This window comes from Arthrobacter sp. SAFR-044 (genome assembly GCF_051965175.1).
In the GTDB taxonomy this organism is placed as follows: domain Bacteria; phylum Actinomycetota; class Actinomycetes; order Actinomycetales; family Micrococcaceae; genus Arthrobacter.
The window spans coordinates 168,177-192,304 of record NZ_JBQCMK010000008.1 but is presented as its reverse complement, the minus strand read 5'-3'; the positions used below and the strand labels follow the sequence as shown (position 1 = coordinate 192,304).

The 24,128-nt window shown below is 68.0% G+C and carries 24 protein-coding genes; 12 read left to right on the top strand and 12 right to left on the bottom strand.

The genetic code is table 11. The features are described from left to right. Window positions 1–12: 12 nt before the first annotated feature. Window positions 13–633, bottom strand: a complete 621-nt coding sequence (gene yczE, locus ACTHQS_RS14155; protein ID WP_440170020.1) for a membrane protein YczE — start codon at window positions 631–633, stop codon at window positions 13–15. A gap of 60 nt (window positions 634–693) precedes the next feature. On the opposite strand from yczE, the gene yczR reads away from it, so the two are divergent. Next, the gene (yczR, locus tag ACTHQS_RS14150; RefSeq protein ID WP_440170018.1) at window positions 694–2,175 is read left to right on the top strand and encodes a MocR-like transcription factor YczR; all 1,482 of its coding nucleotides are present in this window, start codon (window positions 694–696) and stop codon (window positions 2,173–2,175) included. Window positions 2,176–2,222: 47 nt separating this feature from the next. Here the strand turns inward: yczR and ACTHQS_RS14145 are convergent, their stop codons facing one another. Together ACTHQS_RS14145 and ACTHQS_RS14140 are read right to left on the bottom strand one after the other, a co-directional pair. Continuing rightward, window positions 2,223–2,915 carry an SRPBCC domain-containing protein gene (locus ACTHQS_RS14145; protein ID WP_440170015.1) on the bottom strand — a complete coding sequence of 231 codons (693 nt, stop codon included), beginning with the start codon at window positions 2,913–2,915 and terminating at the stop codon, window positions 2,223–2,225. Further along, the gene (locus ACTHQS_RS14140) at window positions 2,912–3,550 is read right to left on the bottom strand and encodes a helix-turn-helix domain-containing protein (protein ID WP_440170013.1); all 639 of its coding nucleotides are present in this window, start codon (window positions 3,548–3,550) and stop codon (window positions 2,912–2,914) included. The genes ACTHQS_RS14145 and ACTHQS_RS14140 overlap by 4 nt, the downstream gene beginning before the upstream one ends. Window positions 3,551–3,662: 112 nt before the next feature. Between ACTHQS_RS14140 and ACTHQS_RS14135 the strand changes: the two genes are divergently transcribed. Beyond that, window positions 3,663–4,670 carry an RluA family pseudouridine synthase gene (locus ACTHQS_RS14135; RefSeq protein WP_440170140.1) on the top strand — a complete coding sequence of 336 codons (1,008 nt, stop codon included), beginning with the start codon at window positions 3,663–3,665 and terminating at the stop codon, window positions 4,668–4,670. On the opposite strand, the gene ACTHQS_RS14130 is transcribed toward ACTHQS_RS14135, so the two are convergent. Next, window positions 4,642–5,172, bottom strand: coding sequence for an O-acetyl-ADP-ribose deacetylase (locus tag ACTHQS_RS14130; RefSeq protein WP_440170010.1), 531 nt, complete (start codon window positions 5,170–5,172; stop codon window positions 4,642–4,644). The two genes, ACTHQS_RS14135 and ACTHQS_RS14130, sit on opposite strands and share 29 nt — an antisense overlap. Window positions 5,173–5,206: 34 nt before the next feature. Here ACTHQS_RS14130 and ACTHQS_RS14125 point away from each other — a divergent pair, with 34 nt between their 5' ends. After that, window positions 5,207–5,830, top strand: a complete 624-nt coding sequence (locus ACTHQS_RS14125) for a DedA family protein (RefSeq protein WP_440170008.1) — start codon at window positions 5,207–5,209, stop codon at window positions 5,828–5,830. Here the strand turns inward: ACTHQS_RS14125 and ACTHQS_RS14120 are convergent. The 3 genes from ACTHQS_RS14120 to ACTHQS_RS14110 form a co-directional block, all read right to left on the bottom strand. Then, entirely contained in the window at window positions 5,827–6,132 is a 306-nt protein-coding gene (locus ACTHQS_RS14120) for a hypothetical protein (RefSeq protein ID WP_440170006.1), read from the bottom strand. The genes ACTHQS_RS14125 and ACTHQS_RS14120 overlap by 4 nt on opposite strands. Before the next feature lie 121 nt (window positions 6,133–6,253). After that, complete coding sequence (gene ppc / locus ACTHQS_RS14115; RefSeq protein ID WP_440170003.1) at window positions 6,254–9,061, bottom strand: phosphoenolpyruvate carboxylase; 2,808 nt, start codon at window positions 9,059–9,061, stop codon at window positions 6,254–6,256. A gap of 113 nt (window positions 9,062–9,174) precedes the next feature. After that, window positions 9,175–9,807, bottom strand: coding sequence for a hypothetical protein (locus ACTHQS_RS14110; RefSeq protein WP_440170001.1), 633 nt, complete (start codon window positions 9,805–9,807; stop codon window positions 9,175–9,177). On the opposite strand from ACTHQS_RS14110, the gene ACTHQS_RS14105 reads away from it, so the two are divergent. Then, complete coding sequence (locus tag ACTHQS_RS14105; protein WP_440169999.1) at window positions 9,806–10,648, top strand: DUF1684 domain-containing protein; 843 nt, start codon at window positions 9,806–9,808, stop codon at window positions 10,646–10,648. The genes ACTHQS_RS14110 and ACTHQS_RS14105 overlap by 2 nt on opposite strands. On the opposite strand, the gene ACTHQS_RS14100 is transcribed toward ACTHQS_RS14105, so the two are convergent. Together ACTHQS_RS14100 and ACTHQS_RS14095 are read right to left on the bottom strand one after the other, a co-directional pair. Continuing rightward, window positions 10,645–11,850: an acyl-CoA dehydrogenase family protein gene (locus ACTHQS_RS14100; protein ID WP_440169996.1), complete on the bottom strand. Its 1,206-nt coding sequence runs from the start codon at window positions 11,848–11,850 to the stop codon at window positions 10,645–10,647. The two genes, ACTHQS_RS14105 and ACTHQS_RS14100, sit on opposite strands and share 4 nt — an antisense overlap. Then, on the bottom strand, window positions 11,847–12,641 hold the full coding sequence (locus ACTHQS_RS14095) for a 3-hydroxyacyl-CoA dehydrogenase (protein WP_440169994.1): 795 nt from the start codon (window positions 12,639–12,641) through the stop codon (window positions 11,847–11,849). Before ACTHQS_RS14095 ends, ACTHQS_RS14100 begins: the two co-directional genes overlap by 4 nt. A 134-nt stretch (window positions 12,642–12,775) precedes the next feature. Here ACTHQS_RS14095 and ACTHQS_RS14090 point away from each other — a divergent pair, with 134 nt between their 5' ends. Beyond that, window positions 12,776–14,134 carry a glycoside hydrolase family 76 protein gene (locus ACTHQS_RS14090; protein ID WP_440169991.1) on the top strand — a complete coding sequence of 453 codons (1,359 nt, stop codon included), beginning with the start codon at window positions 12,776–12,778 and terminating at the stop codon, window positions 14,132–14,134. Between the two features lie 16 nt (window positions 14,135–14,150). On the opposite strand, the gene ACTHQS_RS14085 is transcribed toward ACTHQS_RS14090, so the two are convergent. Continuing rightward, window positions 14,151–14,753 (bottom strand): YdeI/OmpD-associated family protein, encoded by a 603-nt coding sequence (locus ACTHQS_RS14085; RefSeq protein ID WP_440169988.1) that lies wholly within the window; start codon window positions 14,751–14,753, stop codon window positions 14,151–14,153. Window positions 14,754–14,858: 105 nt separating this feature from the next. Here ACTHQS_RS14085 and ACTHQS_RS14080 point away from each other — a divergent pair, with 105 nt between their 5' ends. The 6 genes from ACTHQS_RS14080 to ACTHQS_RS14055 all read left to right on the top strand — a co-directional run bounded on the left by ACTHQS_RS14080 (window position 14,859) and on the right by ACTHQS_RS14055 (window position 20,245). Then, on the top strand, window positions 14,859–15,611 hold the full coding sequence (locus ACTHQS_RS14080; RefSeq protein ID WP_440169985.1) for a VOC family protein: 753 nt from the start codon (window positions 14,859–14,861) through the stop codon (window positions 15,609–15,611). A gap of 9 nt (window positions 15,612–15,620) precedes the next feature. Next, window positions 15,621–16,160 carry an NUDIX hydrolase family protein gene (locus ACTHQS_RS14075; RefSeq protein WP_141158190.1) on the top strand — a complete coding sequence of 180 codons (540 nt, stop codon included), beginning with the start codon at window positions 15,621–15,623 and terminating at the stop codon, window positions 16,158–16,160. A gap of 88 nt (window positions 16,161–16,248) precedes the next feature. Beyond that, on the top strand, window positions 16,249–17,280 hold the full coding sequence (locus ACTHQS_RS14070) for a DUF6707 family protein (protein ID WP_440169982.1): 1,032 nt from the start codon (window positions 16,249–16,251) through the stop codon (window positions 17,278–17,280). Between the two features lie 95 nt (window positions 17,281–17,375). Then, window positions 17,376–18,104: an SRPBCC family protein gene (locus tag ACTHQS_RS14065; RefSeq protein WP_440169980.1), complete on the top strand. Its 729-nt coding sequence runs from the start codon at window positions 17,376–17,378 to the stop codon at window positions 18,102–18,104. Window positions 18,105–18,173: 69 nt separating this feature from the next. Beyond that, the gene (gene tgt / locus ACTHQS_RS14060) at window positions 18,174–19,460 is read left to right on the top strand and encodes a tRNA guanosine(34) transglycosylase Tgt (protein WP_440169978.1); all 1,287 of its coding nucleotides are present in this window, start codon (window positions 18,174–18,176) and stop codon (window positions 19,458–19,460) included. A gap of 35 nt (window positions 19,461–19,495) precedes the next feature. Then, on the top strand, window positions 19,496–20,245 hold the full coding sequence (locus ACTHQS_RS14055; protein WP_440169975.1) for a dienelactone hydrolase family protein: 750 nt from the start codon (window positions 19,496–19,498) through the stop codon (window positions 20,243–20,245). A 57-nt stretch (window positions 20,246–20,302) separates the two neighbouring features. On the opposite strand, the gene ACTHQS_RS14050 is transcribed toward ACTHQS_RS14055, so the two are convergent. Next, a complete protein-coding gene (locus ACTHQS_RS14050; RefSeq protein WP_440169972.1) occupies window positions 20,303–21,031 on the bottom strand; it encodes a queuosine precursor transporter in 729 nt (242 codons plus the stop codon). A 202-nt stretch (window positions 21,032–21,233) separates the two neighbouring features. Here ACTHQS_RS14050 and ACTHQS_RS14045 point away from each other — a divergent pair, with 202 nt between their 5' ends. Further along, on the top strand, window positions 21,234–22,091 hold the full coding sequence (locus ACTHQS_RS14045) for a hydroxymethylpyrimidine/phosphomethylpyrimidine kinase (RefSeq protein ID WP_440169970.1): 858 nt from the start codon (window positions 21,234–21,236) through the stop codon (window positions 22,089–22,091). A 138-nt stretch (window positions 22,092–22,229) separates the two neighbouring features. Here ACTHQS_RS14045 and ACTHQS_RS14040 read toward each other — a convergent pair whose 3' ends face one another. Next, window positions 22,230–23,978, bottom strand: a complete 1,749-nt coding sequence (locus ACTHQS_RS14040; protein ID WP_440169967.1) for a pyruvate dehydrogenase — start codon at window positions 23,976–23,978, stop codon at window positions 22,230–22,232. Window positions 23,979–24,128: the final 150 nt, after the last annotated feature.

Genomic DNA, 24,128 nt, shown 5'->3' with positions numbered 1-24,128 from the left:
GCCCGGGCGACGTCAGCAGTTCGCGGTGCTGGATTCCTTGGCGGTTGCGTGGTCCTTGGCCACGACTATGAACCGCGGCAGCAGGACGTGCACCAAGGGACCGATCGCCAAGGCGTAGACCACGGTGCCCACGCCGACCGATCCGCCGAGAAGCCAGCCGGCCGCCAGCACGGTGATCTCGATGAGGGTGCGGGAGAACCGGACGGTCCATCCTGTTCGCCGGGCCAAACCCGTCATCAGCCCGTCGCGCGCACCGGGCCCAAAGCCTGCGCCGATGTAGCAGGCCGAGGCAACCGCGTTCATCAGCACCGCCCCGGCGAGGAGGCCGATCTGGCCGGCCAGGTGGGTCACCGGCGGGATCACTGCCAGCCCGATGTCCGCGAATACGCCCACCAGAACGGCGTTGCAGAGCGTTCCAAAGCCGGGCATCTGGCGCAGCGGGATCCACAGCAGCAGCACCAGGAAACTCACGGCGATCACCACCACCCCGATGCTCAGTCCACTCCGGTTGGCCAGTCCCTGGTGGAACACGTCCCACGGGTCCAGCCCCAGGCCTGCCCGGATGAATATGGCCAGGGAGATGCCGTACATGGCAAGGCCGATTAAGAGCTGGACGAGTCTGCGGGTCATCATGGATCCATGCTCGCAGCAAACTGGCATTCAATTCCACATCCAGTCTGAGATACTGGCTACATGGCTGCTGCCCTTTCTGCCCTCGCTTTGTCCCGCCTCCTTGGCCCGTGGAACAGCGGAACCGGGCCGGCTTACCGCGAATTGGCTGACGTAGTGCGGCTGCTCATCCTCGATGGCCGGATCCCGCTCGATACCGCGCTGCCCAGCGAGCGTTCACTCTGCTCAACCCTGGCAGTCAGCCGGACCACCGTCACCGCCGCCTACGCCAGCCTCCGGGACCAGGGCTTCCTGAGCAGCGGCCAGGGCAGCCGCGGCAAGACCCGCATTCCCGAGCTGACCCCCTTTGGCCCGGCGCTGTTCGGTCCGCAACCGCCTTCCGCCGGTCCCCTGGCAGCACCCGGACTGACCGCGCCCGGAGGACTGGTGGACCTGGCTTATTCGGCGCTGCCCGCCAGTGGCGAAGTGGTGCACCGGGCTTTCGCCGCAGCACTGACGGAGCTGCCCGCGCTGCTGCCGGGCTTTGGCTACGACGCCCTGGGACTGCTGCCGCTGCGGCAGGCGGTTGCGGACCGCTATTCAGCTGCCGGGGTACCAACGCAGCCGGGCCAGATCATGGTGACCTCGGGCGCCCAGCACGCCCTGACCATCATCATCCGCACCCTGGCAGACCGGCAGGACCGGATCCTGGTGGAGCACCCCAGCTATCCCCACGCGCTCGATGCCATCCGTTCCGCCAAGTGCCGCCCGGTCCCGGTAGCCTTCGCCGAATCCGGCTGGGACCTGCCCGCAATGGAAGCCGCCATGGTCCAGCAACAGCCAAAACTCGCCTACCTGGTCCCGGATTTCCACAACCCCACCGGCATGATCATGCCCGATGCCCAGCGCCGACGGCTGGCCCGCGCGGCCGCCGCGGCCGGAACCGTGCTGGTGGCGGACGAAACCCTCCGCCACCTCAACCTCGACGGCATTGCCACCACTCCCCTGGCCGGTTTCGGCAGCACCGTGGTGTCCATCGGGTCACTGAGCAAGTCCCACTGGGGAGGGCTGCGCACCGGCTGGATCCGCGCCTCGGAGTCCATGATCCAGCGGTTTGCCGCCGCCCGCACCACCCTGGACCTGGGCGGACCCGTCATGGAACAGCTCGCGGCAGCACACCTGGTACGGGCGCTGGAGGAGCCCCTGCCCGCATTGCTGCAGACGCTGCGCCGCAACAGGTCCACACTGCTCGGCCTCCTCGCGGAGCACCTTCCCACCTGGCAGGTGACGCCGCCCGCCGGCGGCCTCTCCCTATGGTGCCGGCTGCCCGCCCCCATCAGCACGGCCCTGACCGTCCTGGCCCCGGACTACGGCATCAGGCTGGCGGCCGGGCCCCGGTTCGGCATCGGCGGCGCCTTTGAACGCAACCTGCGGCTGCCCTTCACCCTCCCGCCGGACAAGCTCGAGACGGCAGTCCTGGCGCTGCGGGCGGCCCAGGACCGGCTGGACGCCGCACCCCAGCTGCGGCGCTCACTGACCCAGGCTCCCGCCGTCGCCATAGCCTGACCAACCGCTACTGGAAGCGCTGGAATCGCCGGAACGGGAAGCGGGAGCTACCCGTACACGCGCTCCAGGAAGGCTCCCCAGGCCTTGGCCGTGGTCTCCGTGTCACCAGCGCCGCTGAAATCGTGCACCGTCATGCCAACGGGAGCGCCCCATGCATTGCGGCCGAAGAACCGGTACATCACGTCCGGGGTGCGGATGCCCAGGAAGTGCTCATTCGAGAAGTCCACTTCACCCGCCAGGCGCCCCACGCCGTCGAGCTCCACATCAACCAAGGCGCCCTGCTCCACGGAACCGGCGCCCAGCGCATCCCGGAGCCGGGTGAAGCCGTCCGCTGCCTGGGACGCCGCAGGGGCCTGGACATCGGTGAACACCACGGGACGGCCATCGAAATACCGCAGGTACTGGCCCAGCGTGTGCAGGTAGAACTCGGTGTGGCGGCTGGCGCCGTCGTACTGCTGGTCCCAGTTGTCCGCGAAAATGCCGCTGTGGACGTAGTGGAGCGTGGCACGGCCGCCGTCGAGCGGCTCCAGCACGTGCTCCAGCTGGTTGAACCAACCGTCCGGCCCGTCCATCCGCGACACCAGGTGGTGGGGGTACTCCTCCACGGTCCTGACTGCCGGCCATTGGTCCGTGGGGAACATCCAGGCCGGCGTTCCGTTGGTGACGGCTTCCCACACCCGCCCGGGAGTGCCGGGCAGTTCGGTGTCCTGGACGATTTCGAAGTCCCGTTTCTCGCTCATTTGTCCTGCTCCTTGCCTTCTATGGATTGTTTGGTTGCTTTGACGGCACTGGCCTCTTTCAGGGCGGGGTGCAGCGCCACCACGAGCCGGTGCCGCCGGCCCCGGGGCGGCCCGCCGCCGTCGTGGTACTTGTCCACCAGCCGTGTGACCTCGATGCCGAGTTCCTCGGCGAATGCCGCCCTGTCCGCCGCCGTGCGGAAGGTAATGTCGCCGTCGATCGCGAACGTGGCCAGCTTCTGCCTGGCAGCGGCGGCACCGGCGATGAGCTTTCCCACTTCCTGCACCATCCGCCCGGCGAGCGCCAGGAGCCAAAACGCCGAGAAACGGTCGGCGAACCGGACCGGGTCCGGGGACACGGCGGCGAGCGCTGAGGGTGAGATGAGGTAGGAGGCGGCGGTGGCCTGCAGGACCCGTTCGGTTACATTGCCTTTGCGCCGCTCCTCCACGAGTTCCACCAGGCCGTGCCGCTCCAGTGCCTTGAGGTGGTAGTTCACTTTCTGCCGGGGCAGGCCGATCCGCACCGCCAGCTGCGTGGCCGAGGCCGGCTGGACCAGCTCGCGCAGGATCCGGGTACGGATGGGATCCAAGGATGCTTCGGCGGCTGCCGGGTCCTCGATGACGGCGATGTCCTGCATGCCTCAAGTGTGCCAACCGACAACTTTTTTTGTCAAGAACTTTTTTGTGTTCGGAGGGGGTGGATGCTGCTGGCCAGACCGGCCAAAGCAGCGCCGGTAGAATGGGCCGGTGATGCAATCCCCCCTCCCCGTGCGCGACGGCGTCAACGCCACGCGCCTGCGCCTTCCGGAGGAGGGTCCCTGGGAGACCGCAATGGACTACATGATGCACCGCTGGGGCCACATCGACCCCCAAGGCATCGAGGACAGGTTCGACGCCGGCGAGATTGTTGGCGAGGGCGGCATCCCTTTGAGCCGGCACACCAAGCTCGAAGACCACACCTTCATCTGGTACTACCGCACCCTGCCGCCGGAAACGCGGCTTCCGGTGGAGATCAGCATCCTGCACCAGGACCACCACCTGCTGGTGGTGGACAAGCCGCACTTCCTGCCCACCACCCCGGGCGGCACTTACATCCAGGAGTCCGCCCTGGTCCGCCTGAGGAACCAGCTCGACCTGCCGGACCTCATCCCAATGCACCGGCTGGACCGCATGACCGCTGGTGTCCTGCTCTTTTCCACCAACCCGCAAACGCGGGGCAAGTACCAGGTGCTCTTCGAGAAGCGGCAGGTGCAGAAGGAGTACGAGTGTGTGTCCGCCGCCGAGCCTGCCCCGGGGCACCCCGCCGTCGACTTTCCCGTGGTGGTCCGCAACCGAATGACCAAGTCCCGCAGCTACCTGCTGGCGGAGGTCATCGACGGCGAGCCGAACGCGGAAACCAGGATTGAGAGGATGGAAACGTTCGACGCCGGCCCGTCGGCGGGTGCCGCGGGCACCGGTGCCGGCGGTACGGGCGCCACTGGCACAGCCGCCATTCGGACAGGACAGCGCCTGGCCAGGTACCGGCTCGAGCCGCACACCGGCAAGACCCACCAGCTTCGGGTCCACATGGCCTCGTTGGGACTGGGGATCGTGAACGACGCGTTCTACCCGGACCTGCTGGACAAGGCCCCCGACGATTACGCCAAGCCGCTCCAGCTCCTGGCGCGCGGCATCAAATTCGTTGATCCAATCTCCGGCTCGCCTGTGGAATACCGCAGCAGGCTGGAACTCACCGAAGCGGCCCGAGCACGTCCCTGAACACCGCCTCCACCTCCGCGGTGCGCAGCACGAATTCCACCAGCTCCAGCCCGCTTGCTGGATGTGAGGCCTGGTAACCCGTCACCGCGTCCAGCGCTGCCTCCGCCACGGCCACGGCGCTCCACCCGTAGGCCCCCGCGCCCACGGCCGGAAAGGCCAGCTCCCGGGCACCCAAAGTGTCAGCCAGCCGAAGGCTTTCACTGAAGCAGGACACCAGGAGCACGCGGTTGGTCTGCCCGGCATGGCGGTTGGGGCCCACCGTGTGGATCACCCAGCGGGCCGGCAGCCGGAACGCGGGTGTTGCCACCGCAGCGCCCGTCTGGAGGCCGTGCGGCAGTCCTGTGGCGCGCAGCTCCCTGCATGCCGCGAGCAGTTCCGGCCCGGCTGCCCGGTGCAGCGCCCCGTCCACTCCCCCGCCACCGAGCAGCGACGAGTTGGCGGCGTTCACCAGCACGTCCACCCGCCGCTGCGTAATGTCTCCCTGCAGAACCGAGATCCGCATGCCGCCAGTTTCCCAAGTGCGGTACCTTGTGGCAATGGACTTCGGCAGCGTTGACAGCTGGGGGACGGCCCTCTACTTCTGGGTCGTCCCCGTGGTGATTGGCGATGCCATTTTTCCACCCATCCCGTCCGAGATGCTGGTGATTACCGGGGGCGCCCTGTCCGCGGACGGCCGGGCCAACGTGTTCCTGGTGCTGGTGCTCGCGGCCGTGGCGTCGTGGCTGGGCGACATGTTGGTGTTCCACCTCTTCCGGCGGCGGCTGAGCCATGTCCTGGACCGGTGGAAGTGGGGCCGGCGCATCCACAGCGGCATCCATGCGGCACTGGCCAAGGCCGGCCGTTCCTCAACGTACGGCACCATCATCGGCGCCAGGTTCATTCCCGGCGGCCGGCTTGCCACCTCGGCGGCCTCTGGCGTGGCCAACGTTTCCGTCCGCGGCTTCAGCCTGTGCGCGGGCCTGGGCGCCGTGCTGTGGGCATGCTGGCTGGTGGGCCTGGGCTACTTCACCGGATCAACCACCAAGCTGCCGTTCTGGGCCAGCTCCCTCATCGGCGTGGCGCTCGGCCTGGTGATCGGCGCCGTGGTGGGCATCCTCGTCACGCGCCGCCGCGGCAACCGCTCGCCGGTGGAGGACGAGCCCCTCCCCGACGCAGGCTAGACGGGCAGCCACCTGCCGCGGCTACGCCGCAACACGCTGAGCGGGCCCGTCAGCGCAACGCGTTCGACGGCGTCGCGCATCATGGCTGCCGATTCCACCGCCTGGCGGTTCTCACCGCTGTACTCCCTCGCCTCCACGAGGAAGCGCAGGTTCAGCTGCGGCACTCCCCCGGCGATCTGCAGCTGGTGCGCCTCCACGTGGTGGCGGGTGCCCAGCGCCTCCACGGCCGCGTCCATGACGGCTTCCGGTGGATTCCCCGGCCGGAGCCCGGTGATCTTGAGGCGGGTCTGGAAGGAAGGCATACTCCCAACCCTATCCAAACGCCTGCTCACATCCGGCGTGCAAAACCGAAACCCCCGCTCACTCTCTTCAGGAGAGTGAGCGGGGGTTTCGGGGAAAGCCGCCAAAAGTGAGCGGGCGTTTCTACCCGGTGTTGCGGAGGCCGGCTGCCACCCCGTTGACGGTGATGAGCATGGCCCGCTGGAGGCGTTCGTCGATTTCGGCCCCGCTGATTTCGCCTTCCGTGCGGATACGGCGGAGGAGTTCCACCTGGAGGTAGCTGATGGGGTCCAGGTACTGGTCGCGGATTTCCAGGGAGCGCTTCAGCGTGGGCTGCGCGTCCAGGAGCAGGTTTTCGCCGGTGAGCTTCTGGACCTCGGCAACGGTGAGCTCGTACTCCTCGCGGATGGTCCGGAACAGGTGGTGCAGCTCCTCCGGAACCAGGGTGGCCACGTAGTAGCCGGCGATGTCCATGTCGGTCTTGGCGAGCGTCATTTCCACGTTGGACAGCACCGAGCGGAAGAAGTGCCAGTGGTCCATCATTTCCACCAACTGCGCGGAGTGTCCGGCCTCGCGTGCCGCCTTGAGCCCGGAGCCCACGCCAAACCAGCCGGGCACGATCTGCCGTGACTGGGTCCAGCCGAACACCCACGGGATGGCACGCAGGCCGCCCAGCCCGGCGCCGGAGTCCGGCCGCTTGGACGGGCGGGAACCGATGTTGAGGGAGCCCAGCTGCTCCACCGGGGTGGAGGCCATGAAGTAGGCAGGCAGGTCCGGGTGGTCGATCAGCGTCCGGTACCGGTCAAAGGCCGCGTCCGAAATGGCTTCCATGACGTGCCCGTAGCGCTCGCGCTGGTCCTCGGAGGTCCGCGGGTCCCGGTGCAGGGCGGACCCCTGCAGCACGGCGGCCAGGGACAGCTCGAGGTTTTCGCGTGCCAGCTCGGGCAGGGAGTACTTGTCCGAGATGACCTCACCCTGTTCGGTGAACTTGATTTCGCCTTCCAGGACACCGTGGGGCTGGGCCAGGATGGCGTCGTAGGTCGGCCCGCCGCCGCGGCCCACGGACCCACCGCGGCCATGGAACAGGCGGACCCGCACCCCGTGCTTGGCGGCGACGTCGCGCAGCTTGCGCTGGGTCTTGTGGATCTCCCACTGGCTGGTCATCACGCCGGATTCCTTGTTGGAGTCCGAGTAGCCCAGCATCACTTCCTGGATGTCACCGCGAAGGCGCACCAGCTCGCGGTAGGAGGGGTCGGAGAGCAGCTGGTCGATGATCTCGGCCGAGGCCCGGAGTTCCTCCACCGTCTCCAGCAGCGGCGCGAACCCCAGCTTCGCGTAGGGCTTGTCGCCAAAGAGGTTCACCAGGCCGGCTTCGCGCGCCAGGACGGCCGCGGCCAGGACGTCGTCGGCGCCGCGGGTCATGGAGATGATGTAGGTCTCGATGACGTCCGGGCCGTACATGCGCAGGGCCCGGCGGATCTCGCGGAAGACGTCGTAAGTGCCGTCGGCGGCGCCGTCGAGCTTGATCGGGTGGCCGGACAGCGGGCGGCGGGACGCCAGCTCGGAGCCGAGCACCTCGAAGCGCTCCTCACGGCTCAGCTCGGCGTAGCGCAGGCCGGGGCCGCCGATCCGGTCCATCAGCTGGCCAACGGCGTCATGGTGGTGGTCAGCGTGTTCGCGGATGTCCAGGGTGGCCAGGTGAAGGCCGAAGGAGGCGATGGCGCGGCGGACGCGGGCCAGGGAGCCGTCCGCCGCCAGGGCCGCGGAGTGGTTGCGGAGCGAGAGCTCCAGCAGGTTCAGGTCCGCCATGAGCTCGTCGGTTCCGCTGTAGTCGCGGCCATGCTCGTGGTTCGAGTTGGCGGCCACCCGCTTGCCCGTGTTGATGAGCTTGGCCTTGATGCAGGTGAGCTTGAGCCGGTAGGGCTCCTGGGCGTTCAGCTCCAGGACCCGCTTGTCCAGGCCGGGCAGCTTCTTCAGGTCCTCGTCGATGGAGTCCAGGAGCGGCTGGTCCGCCCCTGCCAGGGCCGTGGAGTTGGACAGGATGGAAATCAGTTCGTCGATCATGCCGATGCTGATCCGGATGGCGCTCTGGTTCTGGATCTGCAGGATCTCGCGGGTCACCGCGGCGGTGACATTCGGGTTGCCGTCACGGTCGCCGCCGATCCAGGAGCCGAACCGGATGGGAGCGTCCTTGGAGGCCAGGGTGACGCCGTGCTCGCCCAGCAGCTCGGAGAGTTCGGACAGCATTTCGGGCATCGCGTCGGTGAGGATGCCGCCCAGGTAGTAGATGGCGTTCCGGGCCTCGTCCACGGGGGTGGGCCGCACTTGGCGCAGCTCGTCGGTCTGCCACATCTGGTCGATGATCTCGGCCAGCTGCCGGTCCTGCCGGCGCCTGCCGGTGGACCCCTCGGCAGTGGACTGGGACAGGACATCGGAAAGCTTCCGGATCTTGTCCAGGACGGAGCGGCGGGACGCCTCGGTGGGGTGGGCGGTGAAGATGGGACGCACGTCCAGCCCGTTGACCACTTCCTGCAGCACGTCCGGGCCGGCCTGCGCGGCGATGTCCGCCACGGTCTTGGCCAGCCAGCCGTCCTTTTCGGCCCGGGTCCGGAGCCCGCGGACGCGGTGCACCTGTTCGGCGGCGTTGGCCAGGTGGAAGTAGAAGGCAAAGGCACGCACCAGGTCGGTTGCCTGCTCGATGGGCAGGGAGCCGAGGAGTTCCCGGACCTGGGCGACGACGTCGTGCGCGCTCCAGGGCCCGGTGGCGTGGGCACCGCCGCGCGCCGCTTCCTTGGATTCCTTGGTCAGGAGCCGTACCTGCTCCACGAGGTCCAGGAGTTCCGGTCCGTGCTGGCGGACCAGCGATTCGCCCAGCAGGGTGGACACGCGCCGGACATCAGCGCGCAGTTCGGAGGCAAGGTCGGTCTCGGGAGGTGTTGCAGTGTGAGCCATTGAAACAATCTTTCGAGGGATTCGGACTTGGCTCGTACACTGCGCTGGATACTGTGAGCCACGTTACTAGCTAAAGATGCTACCCCCGGTGCCGCGCCTCTGTGGAATCCGTCTCACAACATGTCGCGGTATCCCACATGCCGTTTGACGGCGTCGAGTTCAGCCCGTAGTTTTTCCACCTCACCACACATGGCAGCAGCCTCCGCATTGCGACGGCGGGCCTTCCGGCCTTGGACAACGGCGGCGGCGAGCACCAGCGGCACCAAAAGGGCCAGGGCCCAGCCGGCGGCCGCAAAGAAGTCCATTGCCACGGGCAGCGCCGCGCGGAAATCGATGAAGTCGTTGACGCCGCCGGCCATGCCTGCCAAGGCGCCGTCGAGGGGCTGCAGGAATTGGCCCACCACTGGCGTTCCAGAGAGCGTGGGCGGGGCAAGCTTTGCCTGCGCATCCCCGCCCCAGCGGCCGTCGGCCAAGTGGTTCAGGACATAAATGCCGGCTCCCGCGTTGGCTGCCATGAAGACGACGACGGCGGTAAGCGCTGCGAGGTCCGCCCGACGGCGCCGCCACACCAGCACGCCCACGCCGGCAAGCGCCGCCGCCAGCCAGGTGAGGGCGGCCAGCCACTCCCGATTCACTCCGGCAAGGATGTCCACCCGCCTATTCAACCCCGGCAGAAGAACCAGTGCCGGAATGAACATGCCCGGCCGGCGGTTGTAGCGGGGGCAGACGCAACCGGAAGGAACCATGACCAGCATCCCAGCCGCCACCACCCCCGCCGCAAAGGTGGAACGCTGGCAGCGCTTCCGCGCCAACCGCAACAAGGCACTGGCAACGCCCCACGGCTGGCTCACCCTGACCTCCTTCCAGTGGCTCGAAGACGCACCCACCGCCGTCGACCTTGCCCCTGGGTTGTGGTCCACCGACGCCACGGGCACGACGGCGTTCCTCACCGCAGTCCCGTCGGACGGACTCACGCTGGTGGGGACGGGGGAAAAGGTGGACGGCACCGTATCAGCCGTCCTGGCGGACGAGGATTCGCTGATGTGGGTGCAGTTCGGCGGCTCCGACGGGCACCAGGTGGTGGTGGAGCTGGCCATGCGCGGCGGGCGGTACGCCATCCGCACCCGGGACAACGCCTCACCGGTCTTCACGGAATTCGACGGCGTCCCCACCTACCCCTACAACCCGGACTGGGAAGTGGCGGGCCGGTTTGAACCGTACCCGACACCGGTGGATGTGCCGATCGGCACCGCGAACCCGTTGGTTGACGGCGTGCACCGCAGCGTAGGCGAGGTGGTGTTCCGCCTCCCCGGCAGCAGCCACGAATTCCGGCTCCAGGCGGAGGAAGAGAAACTCGGCGCCCTGACCGTCACGTTCCATGACGAAACCAACGGCGGCACCACCGATGAGTGGCGGAAGCTCTCACTCCCCAGGCCCCGGCCTGACGGCTCCGTGGTGCTGGACTTCAACCGGGCCATCAACTACCCCAGCGCCTTCACCCCCTACGGCACGTGCCCCATGCCGGTGAAGAACAACAGCCTCGATATCCGGGTGGAGGCCGGCGAGAAAGAACCATATCCGGCTTAGGAAATGGCTGAGATTCCGGTGATGGCCCGGCCCACGATCAGGGTATTGACCTCGAACGAGCCCTCGTACGTGTAGATGGCCTCCGCGTCCGCGAAGATCTTGGCCATCCGGTAGTCGGTGACGATCCCGTTTCCGCCCAGGATGGAGCGGCCCATCGCCACGGTCTCCCGCATGCGCGCACTGAGGTAGGACTTGGCAAGCGCCACCTGCGGCATGCCGGCGGTGCCCTGCTCCTGCAGCCTGGCGATCCCGGCCATCATGGACATGCTGGCCACGGCGTTGCCCAGCATGGTCACCAGCTGCTGCTGGATCAGCTGGAAATGGGCCAGCGGCCGGCCGAACTGCTGGCGTTCCACAGCGTACTGACGCGCAACGTCGAACGCCGCCAGCTGCTGGCCCACCGCCTGCCAGGCCACCATGATCCGGGAGCTGCGGAGCAGTTCCTTGGTGTCTTCGAAGCTGCTGATCCCGGCAAAACGGTCCGCTTCCGGCACCCGCACATCCTGGAACTCGATGTTCGCGTTCTGGACCGTGCGCAGGGCGATCTTGTTTTCGATCCTGCTCCGGCTGACCCCCGGCAGCGTGGCGTCCACAATGAAGCCGCGCACCGAGCCGTCCGCCTCGTCCCGGGCCCACACCAGCATGTAGTCGCAGAACGTCCCGTTGCCGATCCACCGCTTAGCGCCGTTCAGCAGCCAGGTGTCGCCGTCGTCGTCCGCTTCTCCTGTGGTGGACGAGATCCGCCGTGCCTTGGTCTCCAGGCCGCCCGCAACGTCGGAGCCGTGCAGGGGTTCGGTGAGGGCGAAGGCGCCGGTGGTACGAAGCTCCGAGGCGTCGGCCAGCAGCCGCTGCTTCTGGTCGTCGGTGCCGAAGGTGTGCAGTGACTCGACAAAGAGATCGTGGTGGACCAGGAAGAACGTGGCCAGGGAGGTGTCCACCCGGGTTATCTCCGCGATGACCAGCCCTGCGAACAGGTGGCTGTAGCCGCGGTGCACGGGCGTACTGAGTTCGAGTGCGGCCAGCTTCGGCAGGATGTGCGCAGGGAACTCGGCCTTGTTCCACCAGTCCCCGGCGTAGGGTGCCACCTCGGCGGCCAGGAAATCCCTCAGTTCGGCCAGCTTGTTCCGTTCAGCCTGGCCCAGCATCGCTTCGACGGCGAAAAAGTCGGCTGCCGGCAGCTGCGGGGAGTCCGGCGCGCTCATTTCGGTCCCATCCGGATGGCGCCGTCCAGGCGGATGGTTTCGCCGTTCAGCATCGCGTTGTCCACGATGTGCGCCACCAGGTTGGCGTATTCCGCGGGCTTGCCCAGCCGGGACGGGTGCGGAACCTGGGCGCCCAGCGAGTCCTGGGCCTCCTGCGGCAGGCCGGCCATCATGGGGGTCTCGAAGATGCCCGGCGCGATGGTGACCACCCGGACCAGCGAGCGCGCCAGCTCGCGCGCGAGGGGCAGCGTCATGGCTGCCACCGCGCCCTTGGAGGCGGAATAGGCGGGCTGGCCGATCTGCCCGTCGAAGGCCGCGACGGAGGCCGTGTTGATGATGACGCCGCGTTCCGGGCCGCCCAGCTCAGTGGTGGCGGGGTCGGTGGCCACCATGGCTTCGGCCGCCAGCCGCAGGACATTGAAGGTCCCGATCAGGTTGACCTGGATGACCCTGCTGAAGGTTTCCAGGGGCAGCACGCCGTCGCGTCCCAGGACCTTGCCGGGGGTGGCGATTCCCGCGCAGTTCACCACGATCCGCAGCGGGCCCAGCCCCGCGGCGGTCCCGACGGCGGCCCTCACGTCAGCCTCGCTGGTCACGTCCGCAGGTGCGAAGACGGCGGACTGGCCGGCGTCGGCGCGGCCGTTGAGTTCGTCCGCCAGAGCCTGGCCGTTCGAGGAAGGGAGGTCAACGAGCATTACTGAGGCGCCGCCGTCGAACAATCGCTGCGCTGTGGCTGCTCCCAGCCCGGACGCGCCGCCTGTCACCAGTGCGACGCTGCCTTTGATGTCCATACATCCTCCTTGATGCGTGTCCCCACGCCGCGGCGCGGCCTCGAGCAACAGTTAATGAATGTTAACTGAAATGCGGCGCCGCCGCACTCACCCCCCGCCCTCCCGGCTCCGGCCGCGCGGTTAGGGTGGACGGCATGACGTCCAGCAGCACCTCCTTGACCGCCTGGCAGGACAGGGCGAACCACGCGGCCCGGTCAGTGACCGCCCTGTTCGGCCGGAAACTGCTGTTCCTGCCCGGAACCCACCTGGGGGCCGTGGTGTGGCAGGGCAGACATCCGGCGCGGCAAGGACAGACCCCGGCCGGACAGCAGGAGCCGGGCACCCAAACCGCTCCGCGGTGGGTGGCCGCACTGCGGCGATTCAGACCCGCCGCCGCACTGGTCCTGCCGTGGCACTACTGGTGGCAGGCTCATTATGTTGACTGCCTGGTGGACACCGGACGGCGGGAGCTTGGTGGCGGAGCCACTCCCACGGCCCGGTTCAACGGCCCGGACAGGCCCAGCGCGGGGCACCTGGCCTCGCGGCTGGTCACCGGGATCAGGCTCCGCAACGCCCTGACCTTCGTGAACAGCTACTACGACGACATGGCGTGGCTTGCGCTGGCAACCCTCCGCCTGGACCGGCTCGCCGAGGAGACACGGCGTCCCGGCCGCCGCCGCAACGCCGCCGTCCGCGCTGCCCTGACGCTGCAGTTCGACGCAGCCTGCACTGACGACCTGGGCGGCGGGACGTTCTGGAGCAAGAAGCGGGACTTCAAGAACACCCCCGCCACGGCGCCGGTGGCCCTGTTCTATGCCCGCACCGGCCAGCACGCCAAGGCCCAGGCGCTGCTGGACTGGCTTGACGCCACCCTCTTCGACCCGGACCAGGCCCTCTACCTTGACGGCGCCCGCCTGAATCCCGCCGGAGAGGTGGTGCTGGAACGGGCGGTGTACACCTACAACCAGGGCCCGGTGCTGGGCGCACTCCTGGAACTGGGAGGCGAGGCGAACCTGGCCCGGGCGGCGGTCCTGGTGGACGCCGTGCAGCGGCTGCTGACCGTCCCGGCGGACAGTGCCGGGCCCTCTGCCGCCGCCGGCTCCGGCGGTTCCGTGCTGTGCCGTGATTCCGTGCTGCGCAGTGGTTCCGTGCTGCGCTGTGAAGGAACCGGCGACGGCGGCCTCTTCACCGGGATCCTCTGCCGTTACCTGGCACTCGCCGCAGCAGACCGCCGGCTTTCCGAGGCCACCCGCAGCACGGCTGCGCGACTGGTCACCGACACCGCTGAGGCATTCTGGTCCGGGCGGCGACCCGTGGGTGCCGGCGAGGCGGGGGCCGGGCGGGAAGGCAGGAGCGTCTTCTCGCTGCACGCCGTCCAACCGGCGGCAGCAACGTATCCGCCGGGAGCCGCCGTCGAACTTTCCACCCAGCTCCAGGCATGGATGGCGCTGGAAGCCGCGGCAGCCGTCACCGCCGCCGCCCCTCCCGGCGGCACTCCCCCGGCCGGTACCTAGCCGGCACTCAGTTCCGCTAGTCCTGCCCGGCGGGACGCTTCTTCTGCGGGTAGGGCGTCTCGCCACGGGCCAGCATGTCAACGAAACCTGCGATCCTCCGCTCCCGGGTGGCCGCCTGCTTGGCCGAATTCGTCCGGTACACCAGGGAGAACAGGTTGGTTTTCGTCAGGACGTCGAACGTGGCCTGCGCCGCCGGGTTGGCGGCGATGGCGGCTGCCAGGTCTGCGGGAACTTCGACGTTGGCCTGACCGCCGTAGGCCGCGTCCCAGCGGCCGTCGGCCTTGGCGGCCTCCACTGCTGCCCTGCCGGCGTCGGTCATCTTCCCGGCCTCCTCCAGCCGGGCGATGTGCCCCACGTTCCGGGCCGACCAGATGCTCCTGGGCCGCCGCGGCGTCATCCGCTGGAAGGAGCTTTCGTTGTCCCTGCGGCGCAGCTGCCCGTCGATCCAGCCAAAGCACAGCGCCTCGTCCAGGGCAGCAGGGTAGTCAAGGCCGGTCACCGTGCCGCCCTTCTTGTGCAGGACCAGCCACACCCCCGGGCTGGTCCGGTGGTTCTCTTCCAGCCACGCGCGCCAGGCAGCGGCATCGGGCACCAGCAGTTCCTCAAGGTCATCGGCCATGGCCCCATTCTGCCCGTGGAATCCCATGCCACAAGGCCCGTGTGCACCCGGGCTTCACGTGGCATCATGGCCCTACAGACCCGTCCACCACCTGAGGACAACGCCATGCTCCGAGTCCGCCCCGTCCATTTCACCTCCCGCACCGAGTCTTGGAAGCAGCTCCTCACAGCCCTGGGCATGGTACAAACTGAGGACGACGGCGGGTGGACGGTCTTCGATTCGGGCTCAGGGCGGCTGGCACTCCACCCTGCAGAAGCGGGTTCCGGGCAGGATGGCCGGACCGTGCTGGCCGTTGAGGTGGGCGACTTGGCCGAGTTCGCCCGGCGCACGAACCTGTCGGCCCAGGAGGACTCCCCACAGGGGGAAGCGGCGGAAGGCACCGGACCCGCGGAACTCGTCACCGCGGACCACGGCGAAGCCTGCAGGATCAGCGCGCCGGACGGGTTCAGCTTCCTCGCTGACAAGGCCGCCCACTTTGCCCAGTGCGCCGACGCCGATCCCGCCCTGGCCGTCGCGGCAGTCTGGTACACCCCGGACCCGGAGGGAGCCGTCCGCACGCTGCTGCACGTCGGCGCCCGCCCCCGCCCCGTCCCGGACAATGACGAGACCGCCGATTTCACAACCAAAAACGGCGGCGTCCTCCTGGTGCGGCCGGCCACCGGACCGTCCAGGGCAGGTTTGGGGTTCGAGTACGACGGCGGCCTGGAACCGTTACAGGAGCGCCTCACCGCAGCGGGCCTCACCGCCAGCCTGACCGAGGAGGCGTTTGGAAGCACCCTCCATGTGGCCAATCCCGATGCAGGCAGCCCCAACGCGCCCGCCACGGTGTGGATCTCCCAGCGGCGCCCCATGGGGTAGAACTTAAGCATGAACGTGCGCACACCTGACCCGAATCCCGGCTGGCTCTCTGAAGAAGACCTCTTTGAGGCGCGGGGGCGGCTGCCCATGGTGTACGTCGAGGCAGTACCGGTCCGGCTGGACCCACTGGGATACGTCAACGAAGTGGGCACCCTGCTGCAGGCGGACGCGGACGGGACCATGGTGCGCTCGTTGGTGTCCGGCCGCGTCATCTACCGCGAGACCATCCGTGCCGCCCTGCTGCGGCACATGGAAAAGGACCTGGGCCCCCTGGCATTCCCCCAGCTGCCGCTCAGCCCGGTCCCGTTCACGGTTGCCGAATATTTCCCTGCACCGTCCCAGACCGGGTTCACGGACGAGCGGCAACACGCCGTGTCTTTGGCCTACGTCATCCCGGTGACGGGTGAGTGCGAGCCCCGCCAGGACGCGCTGGAATTGACCTGGATGACCCCGGAGGAAGTCCTCAGCCCGGGCGTCCAGATGGAGTTTTCCGGCGGCCGCGGCGGCCTGATCCGGCAGGCCCTGGCGTTCGCCGGCGTGGGCTTCTGACCACCCCGCCGGGACGTGGGGGTCCCCGGTTTTGAGTGCCCGCCTTTGTAGACTGTAGGGCGGACCGCAAGAGAACTTAAGGACTCCCATGACCGAATCACCAGCCGCCAGGCACCACCGTGAACAGCAGGCTGGATCTCTGACCACCGGCAGCCACATCCTCCTCCCCGACGGCCGGCGCACCGCCGAAATCGACCAGGTGGAGCTTGAGCACGACGACTTCGGCTCCCCCGCACTGGTGCTGGCGAGCCTTTCCGGCGGCGGGACGCTGCGGGTGGCCATCGGCACCATGGTCACCGTGGTGGACGGAGCGCACGACGACGTCACCCAGCTTCCGCTGCCGGCCAACCTTCCGGAGCCCACACCGCCGGTGGAGACCGGCGCACCCAACGACGGCCCGCAGGAGCAGCCCGGCGCCGGGACCGGGCCCATCGCTGTGGCGCCCGCCGTCGTCGTCCCTCCCCTCCCGCCCGTGCCGCCCGCGGTGACCGGGCCCAGCGAGGAGGAACTGGCACTCATCCCCGCACCGGCCGGCACCCCCGAGTCCGTGGTGGAGGCCGCCGCGGAGGCGCACCCGGATGCGGAGGGCGTCCTGCTCCTGACCGACAGGCTCTCCAAGGGCGTCAACTTCAAGTCGGGAAGCTGCCTGAAGGACCTCAGCGACCTGGCGCACGAACTGTTCATCGCGCTCAAGGACGCCGACGGCGCGTTGTCGGTGGCGGACCTGATCACCGTGCTGCCCTATGACGGAAACCCGGGCCGGTGGACCTCGGTGGAGGCAGCCCTCGCGCTGGCCAGCTACATCTGCCGGCAGGATGGCCAGGACGAACGCGCCGAGGTCTACGAGAAACTGATCCGCACCCCGGAAAACCAGGAGACGGACCCGTTCAAGGCACGGATGGCGGCCAAGGTGCGGCAGCGCTCGCTCAACGAGCCCAACCTGTACGACAAGGAAATCTTCCGCTCGATCGACAACTCCAACCAGGACGCGGAGCGTGAATGGCGGCTGCTGCGGCTGGAATCACTGCTGTTCCTGCGGGCTCACGGCGGCTCGGAAACTATTGGGATGTCCGAACTGGAACGGCGCATCAGCAACGAGCTGGAGGCCGTCCGCTCCTGACCCGCGGGGCGTCTTCCGGGCTGCCTTGCAGGCGCCTCCCGGCGTAGGGAAATTACCCCTACCCGAGGCTATGTCCGGGGCGTACATTCGGGGCTATGACCAACAATCTCAGCGTAGTGATCAACGCCGACGCGCCGCAGGTCTGGACCATGCTGCGTGAACCGTCCAAGGTGGCCCAGTGGCATGGCTGGCAGGCCGAGGACCTGGAATCCGAGATCAAGGAGATCTACTTTTCCAGCGACGTGCAGGAAGCCCCGGACCACACCAGCCTCACCGTGCACGGCGGGGACACGTTTGAGCTTCACCCGGAGGCCGGCGGAACACGGGTCAGCGTCACCCGCGGCGCCATGGACCATGACTCCGAATGGGCTGCCTGGGACGAGGACATCACACAGGGCTGGCTGACCTTCCTGCAGCAGCTCCGCTTCGCCCTGGAACGCCACCCGCACGGCAAGCGCCACACCCTGTTCCTGCACCTGACCGAGGGCAAGGGCTCCGCCATCGACAAGCTGGGACTGGCGGACCTGCCGGCGCCGGGTGAGCCGTACCAGCTGACGCTGGACACCGGCGAAGAGATCAGCGGCAAGGTCTGGTACCGGACCAGCCACCAGGTAGGGCTCACGGTACACAGCTACGCGGAGCACGGCGAGGGGCTGCTGGTGGTGGCAGACCATCCAGCCATCAAGGATGTCCGCGCGGAAGGTGAAGGCTCGCTGATCATCGCTTCCACGTACGATCTTGGCGCCGGCGCCTTCGACGCCATCCGGAAATCCTGGGACACCTGGCGGTCCGGTAACTACCCGGCCTCGGAGCCGGCCAGCTGAGCTTACGGGCACGCGGGCTGCGAGGCCCGCGTTTACGGGCCGCGGACGGTTTGCTGGCACACTGGTACGGTGCCAGCCAACCCCGCTTTCGCCCTGCCTGAAACCCAATCACAGTTCTCCTTCACGGTAGGCACCCGCCTGACGGAGTCCTGCCCAGCGTCGGCAGCGCAAAAGGCTGAAAACGGCGGGGAATTCCTGGGCCGCACCGGCACCATCACCACCCCGCACGGTGCGATCCAGACGCCGGCGTTCATCGCCGTCGGGACCAAAGCCACAGTGAAGGCCGTGCTCCCGGAGTCCATGGCCGGCCTGGGCGCGCAGGCGCTGCTGGCCAACGCCTACCACCTCTACCTGCAGCCGGGCCCGGACATCCTGGACGAGGCCGGCGGGCTGGGTGCCTTCATGAACTGGCCCGGCCCAACCTTCACTGATTCCGGCGGGTTCCAGGTGATGAGCCTGGGTTCGGGGTTCAAGAAGGTCATCGACATGAAGTCCGTCGATACCTCCGGCCCCGATGACGCCGTGGCCCCCGGCAAGGAACGCCTGGCGCACATCGACGACGACGGCGTCTGGTTCAAGTCCCACCTGAACGGGGACCGCCACCGCTTCTCGCCCGAGATCTCCATGCAGGTCCAGCACCAGATCGGCGCGGACATCATGTTCGCGTTCGACGAGCTGACCACCCTGCAGAACTCCCGGCGCTACCAGGAGGAATCACTGGAGCGCACCCGGCTGTGGGCCGAGCGGTGCCTCGAGGAGCACTTCCGCCTGACGGAGGAACGGGCGGCCAAGCCCTACCAGGCACTGTTCGGCGTGATCCAGGGCGCCCAGTACGAGGACCTGCGCCGGAAGGCCTGCCGCGATCTTGGTGCCATGCCGTTCGACGGGTTCGGCATCGGCGGGGCACTGGAGAAGGAAAACCTGGGCACCATCGTGCGCTGGTGCAACGAGGAACTGCCGGAGGACAAGCCGCGGCACTTGCTGGGCATTTCCGAGCCGGACGACATCTTCACGGCCATCGAAAACGGCGCCGACACCTTCGACTGCGTCTCCCCCACCCGGGTGGCACGCAACTCCGCGTTCTATACCCCGTACGGCCGGTTCAACCTCTCCGGCGCGAAGTACAAACGCGATTTCGGGCCGCTGCAGGAAGGCTGCGACTGCTACGCCTGCGCCAACTACTCGCGGGCCTACATCCACCACCTGTTCAAGGCCAAGGAAATGGTGTCCGCCACCCTGATCTCCATCCACAATGAGCGGTTCGTGGTGAAGATGGTGGACGACGCCCGGTTGGCCATCGAGTCCGGCACCTTCTTCGAATTCAAGGCCGAGACCCTGGGCCGGTACTACTCCTGAGCGTGGCTCCCGGGTCCCTCCGCTATCCTGACCAAATGCTCATCGAGATCGAGGCCCCTGCAGGCCCTGCCGAAGCCATTGTCGCCCGTCCTTCCACCGGAACCGGCCCATTTCCTGGCGTCATCCTCTACATGGACGCCTTCGGCCTGCGCCCGCGCATCCAGGAGATGGCGCAGCGCATCGCCGCCTGGGGCTACGTGGTGCTCGCACCCAACGTCTTCTACCGGGAAGGAACGGCTGCCGAACTGGCTCCGGCAGGGGACATGTCCACCAAGGAGGGCAGGGAAGCCGCCGGCAAGGCTGCCTTCCCCCGCGTGGGGCGCCTGACTCCGGACAAGGCCCTTCCGGACATTGATGCCTGGGTTTCGGCCCTGGCGGCGCTCGACGGCGTGGCCGCGGGTCCCATCGGCACCACCGGCTACTGCATGGGCGCCCGGCTCGCGGTCCGCACCGCCACCTCGCACCCGGATGCGGTGGCGGCGTGCGGCGGTTTCCATGGCGGCGGGCTGGCAACGGAGGATTCGGACAGTCCGCACCTGGGGCTTGGCAACGCGCGGGCGCGGTTCGTATTCGGCCACGCGGACCACGACCGGAGCATGGCCCCCGACGCCGTTGCCCGCCTGGGCGAGGCTCTCAAGGATGCGGGACTTGAGGCATCCAACGAGGTCTACGAAGGGGCGCCGCACGGTTACACCATGGCGGACACCTCCGCCTTCCACCCCGAAGCCACCGAGCGGCACTTCCGGGAACTGCGCGCCCTGCTGGACGGGACGCTGAAGGCCTAAGCCGGCCGTCCGCCGTCGAACTCGCCGGAAAGCTGCCGGCAAGCCGGAGGATTCCGGTCAGGCGGCGCCGTAACTGGGCTCGCGCTTCTTGACCCAGTTGATGGCCAGCGAGGTGACCGGGACGAAGAGGAACTCCACCAAGGTCTTGTAAACGAAGCCCACCAGCACGTAGTTCACGAAGCTGCCAAAGTCGGCGATGCCGATGACGGGCGCGGCGATGCTGCAGAAGATCAGCGTGTCCACAAACTCCCCGGCCCCCGAGGAGCCCATGAGCCGCGCCCACAGGGACTTCTCCCCGGTGCGGGCCTTCATCCGGACCAGGATCCAGGAGTTGATGGTCTGCCCGGCCAGGAATGCCAGCAGCGAGGCCAGGACGATCTGCGGCACCGGGCCCAGTGCGCCTTCAAGGGCTGACTGCTTGGCAGCTCCGTACTCGTCGTCGAAGCCGGGCAACGCAATGACCACCCAGTAGCAGAGGGAAGCGAAGACGGAGAGCCCGAAGGTGGTGAGAATGGCCTTGCGGGCCACTTTGAAGCCGTAGACCTCGCTGATGACATCGCCCAGGATGTACGCGAGGGGGAAGAGGAAAAAGCCGCCGTCGGTGACGATGGGCCCAAACGCCACGCCTTTGGACGCTCCGATGTTCGACAGGATCAGCACCACTGCCATGGCGGCCAGCATGATCCCGAAGTAGGGCGAACCTATGTCCGCGAATCTGGCGGCTGGACCTGCGGCAGTTGGCCGGACGGTTTGGGGCACGGCGCTGTGGCCTGGGGCAGGGGTCATCGAGGGATCCGTTCAGGAGTGGTTGGCCGGCCTGCCGAGCTGGGCGGCCGGTTGTATTAGCACTCGGGTCATTCTCGCACCGCGCCGAGCCGGACCCGTTCAGGGACATCGTCCACCGCTTGTGGCCCTGAACACTTCCGGCTGCGGTCCGCTGTTCGTCACCACATGGAGGGCGTCCGACGGCGGGTGGCAGGATGGGTGCATGACTTCCGTTTCCCCTGACGCCACGCTGTCCGCCGCACCTCCCGCCGTCGTCCTCACCATTGCCGGCTCCGAAGCCACCGGTGGCGCCGGCGCCCAGGCCGACCTGAAGACCTTCCAGGAACTCGGCGTCTTCGGCATCGCCAACCTGACCTGCATTGTGTCCTTTGATCCGAAGGACAGCTGGAACCACCGCTTCGTGCCGGTGGACCAGCAGGTGATCGCCGACCAACTGGAGGCGACGACGGCGGCCTACGGTCCCGCGTCGGGCGCACCTTCGCCATTGGACACCGTGAAGATCGGCATGCTGGGCAGCCCTGCCACCATCAACACCGTGGCCGGCGCCCTGCAGGCGAACAGCTTCGCCAACGTTGTCCTGGACCCGGTGCTGATCTGCAAGGGCCAGGAGCCGGGGCACGCGCTGGACACGGACCAGGCCCTGAAAGCGCAGATCCTGCCGCTGGCCACCTTCGTCACACCCAACCACTTCGAAGCGGAATCGCTGTCCGGCCTGGACATCACGGACGTGGAGTCGCTGAAGGCCGCTGCCGTGCGTATCCACGAGCTCAGCGGCGCAGCAGTCCTGGCCAAGGGCGGGGTGCGGCTGGAAGGCCCGGACGCCGTCGACGTTTTCTATGACGGCGAAACCCTCGAAGTCCTCAGCGCCCCCAAGGTGGGCGAAGTGGCGGTGTCCGGTGCGGGCTGCTCGCTCGCGGCCGCCGTGACGGCGGAACTGGCCAAGGGCGCGTCGCCGCTGGACGCCGCCCGGACCGCCAAGCAGTTCGTCACCGCCGGCATCCGCAACCGTGTTGCCTCCGGCGCCCCCTTCGATGCCCTGTGGCAGGGCGGCGCCCGCTGACCAAACGCCCCATCACTTCCAGGCTCCAAACCCAGGACGCCCCATCACTTTTCGCCCTTAAATCCGCAACGCGTCTGCACTCACTGCAGACGCGTTCCGGATTTAAGGGCAGAATCTGATGGCGGGTTTGGACCCCGGTCAGCGCCGGGGGATGTTGCGCAGGTTGCTGCGCGCCATGCTCACTGCCTCGCCCGCCCCGCGGTTCAGGACCACCTTGGACATGGCGGTGGCGAACCCGATCACCTGCGAACCGGAGATCTTCGGCGGGATGGACAGCGCCTTGGGGTCGGTAATGAGCTCCACCAGCGACGGGCCGGGGTGCGCGAACGCCTCCCGGTACGCCGATTCGATCTGCGCCGGATCCGTGACCCGGACGGCATGGAAGCCCAGCGCCTGTGCCACGGCCGCGTAGTTGGCGTCCGGGACGTCCACGCCGAAATCGGGCAGCCCGTCCACCAGCATCTCGAGCTTGACCATGCCCAGCGTGGAGTTGTTGAACACCACCACGTTGACCGGCAGCTTGTACGCGGCGGCCGTGATGAGCTCACCCAGCAGCATGGACAGGCCGCCGTCGCCGGAGACCGAGATGACCTGCCGGCCGGGGTACGCCAGCTGGGCGCCAATGGCGTGCGGCAGGGCGTTGGCCATGGAGCCGTGCAGGAACGACCCGATCAGCCGGCGGGTGCCCAGCGGATTGATGTAGCGCGCGGTCCAGACGTTGCACATTCCGGTGTCCGCAGTGAAGATGGCGTCCTCAGCGGCCACCTGGTCCAGCAGGGACGCCGCGTACTCCGGGTGGATGGGCTGCTTCTTCTCCACCTTCCGGGTGTAGGCGCCCACGGCTTTGTTCATGAGCCGGTCGTGCTTCTTGAGCATCTGGTCCAGGAACCGGCGGCTCTTCTTCGCCTTCACCAGCGGGAGCAGCGCGCGCAGCGTCGGCAGCACGTCCCCGTGGACGGCGATGTCGACGTCGGTCCGGCGGCCCAGTCGCTGCGCGGCCCGGTCCACCTGCGCTGTCCGGGTGTCCGGCAGGAACTGGTCATATGGGAAGTCGGTGCCCAGGAGGACCAGCAGGTCGGCGTCCTCGATCCCTTCCGCCGCGGCCCCGTAGCCCAGCAGGCCGGTCATTCCAATATCGAACGGGTTGTCGTACTGGACGAAGTCCTTGCCGCGCAGCGAGTGCCCCACCGGCGCCTTGGCCAGTTCTGCGAGCGCCATCAGTTCGCTGTGCGCCCCCTCCACGCCGGCGCCGGCGAAGATGGCCACCTTGCCGGCGTCGTTGATGGCGTCCGCGAGCGCCTGGACGCTGGCCGGGTCCGGCACCAGGCTGGCCGGCCGGAAGGTAGCCGGGAGCGGCGTGGGGCCCACGGCCTCCAGGCCTGCGATGTCGCCCGGAAGGGTGACGACGGCGACTCCCCCAAGTCCCAGCGCGTGCTGGATGGCGCTGTGCATCACCCGTGGCGCCTGCTCCGCGGTGCTTACCAGCTCGGAATATACCGAGCACTCGTTGAACAGCCGGTCCGGGTGCGTTTCCTGGAAGAAAGTGGTGCCGATCTGCTTGCTGGGAATGTGCGAGGCGATGGCCACCACCGGCGCGCCGGAGCGGTTGGCGTCGTACAGGCCGTTGATCAGGTGCAGGTTCCCGGGGCCGCAGGACCCTGCGCAGACTGCGAGCTTGCCGGTGAGCTGCGCCTCAGCAGCGGCGGCAAAGGCAGCGGCTTCCTCATGCCGGACATGCACCCAGTCGATGCCGCCCTTCGCCGAGCCGCCTGTTTGCCTGACGGCATCCACGATGGGGTTGAGGCTGTCGCCCACGATCCCGTAGATCCGCTGCACGCCGGCAGCCTGGAGTTGTTCGATGAGCTGGGTGGCAAGTTCCTTGGCCATGGGTGCAGACTCCCGCGGTGGTGGTGGTGTGCTGACATGGCCCAATATAGTCCGCCCGTGGTGGTGTGCTGACATGGCCCAATATAGTCCGCCCGCCTGGGCGGATACATTGGCAGGACACCCCCCGGCGCGTTGGAGTGGGCAGGCAAA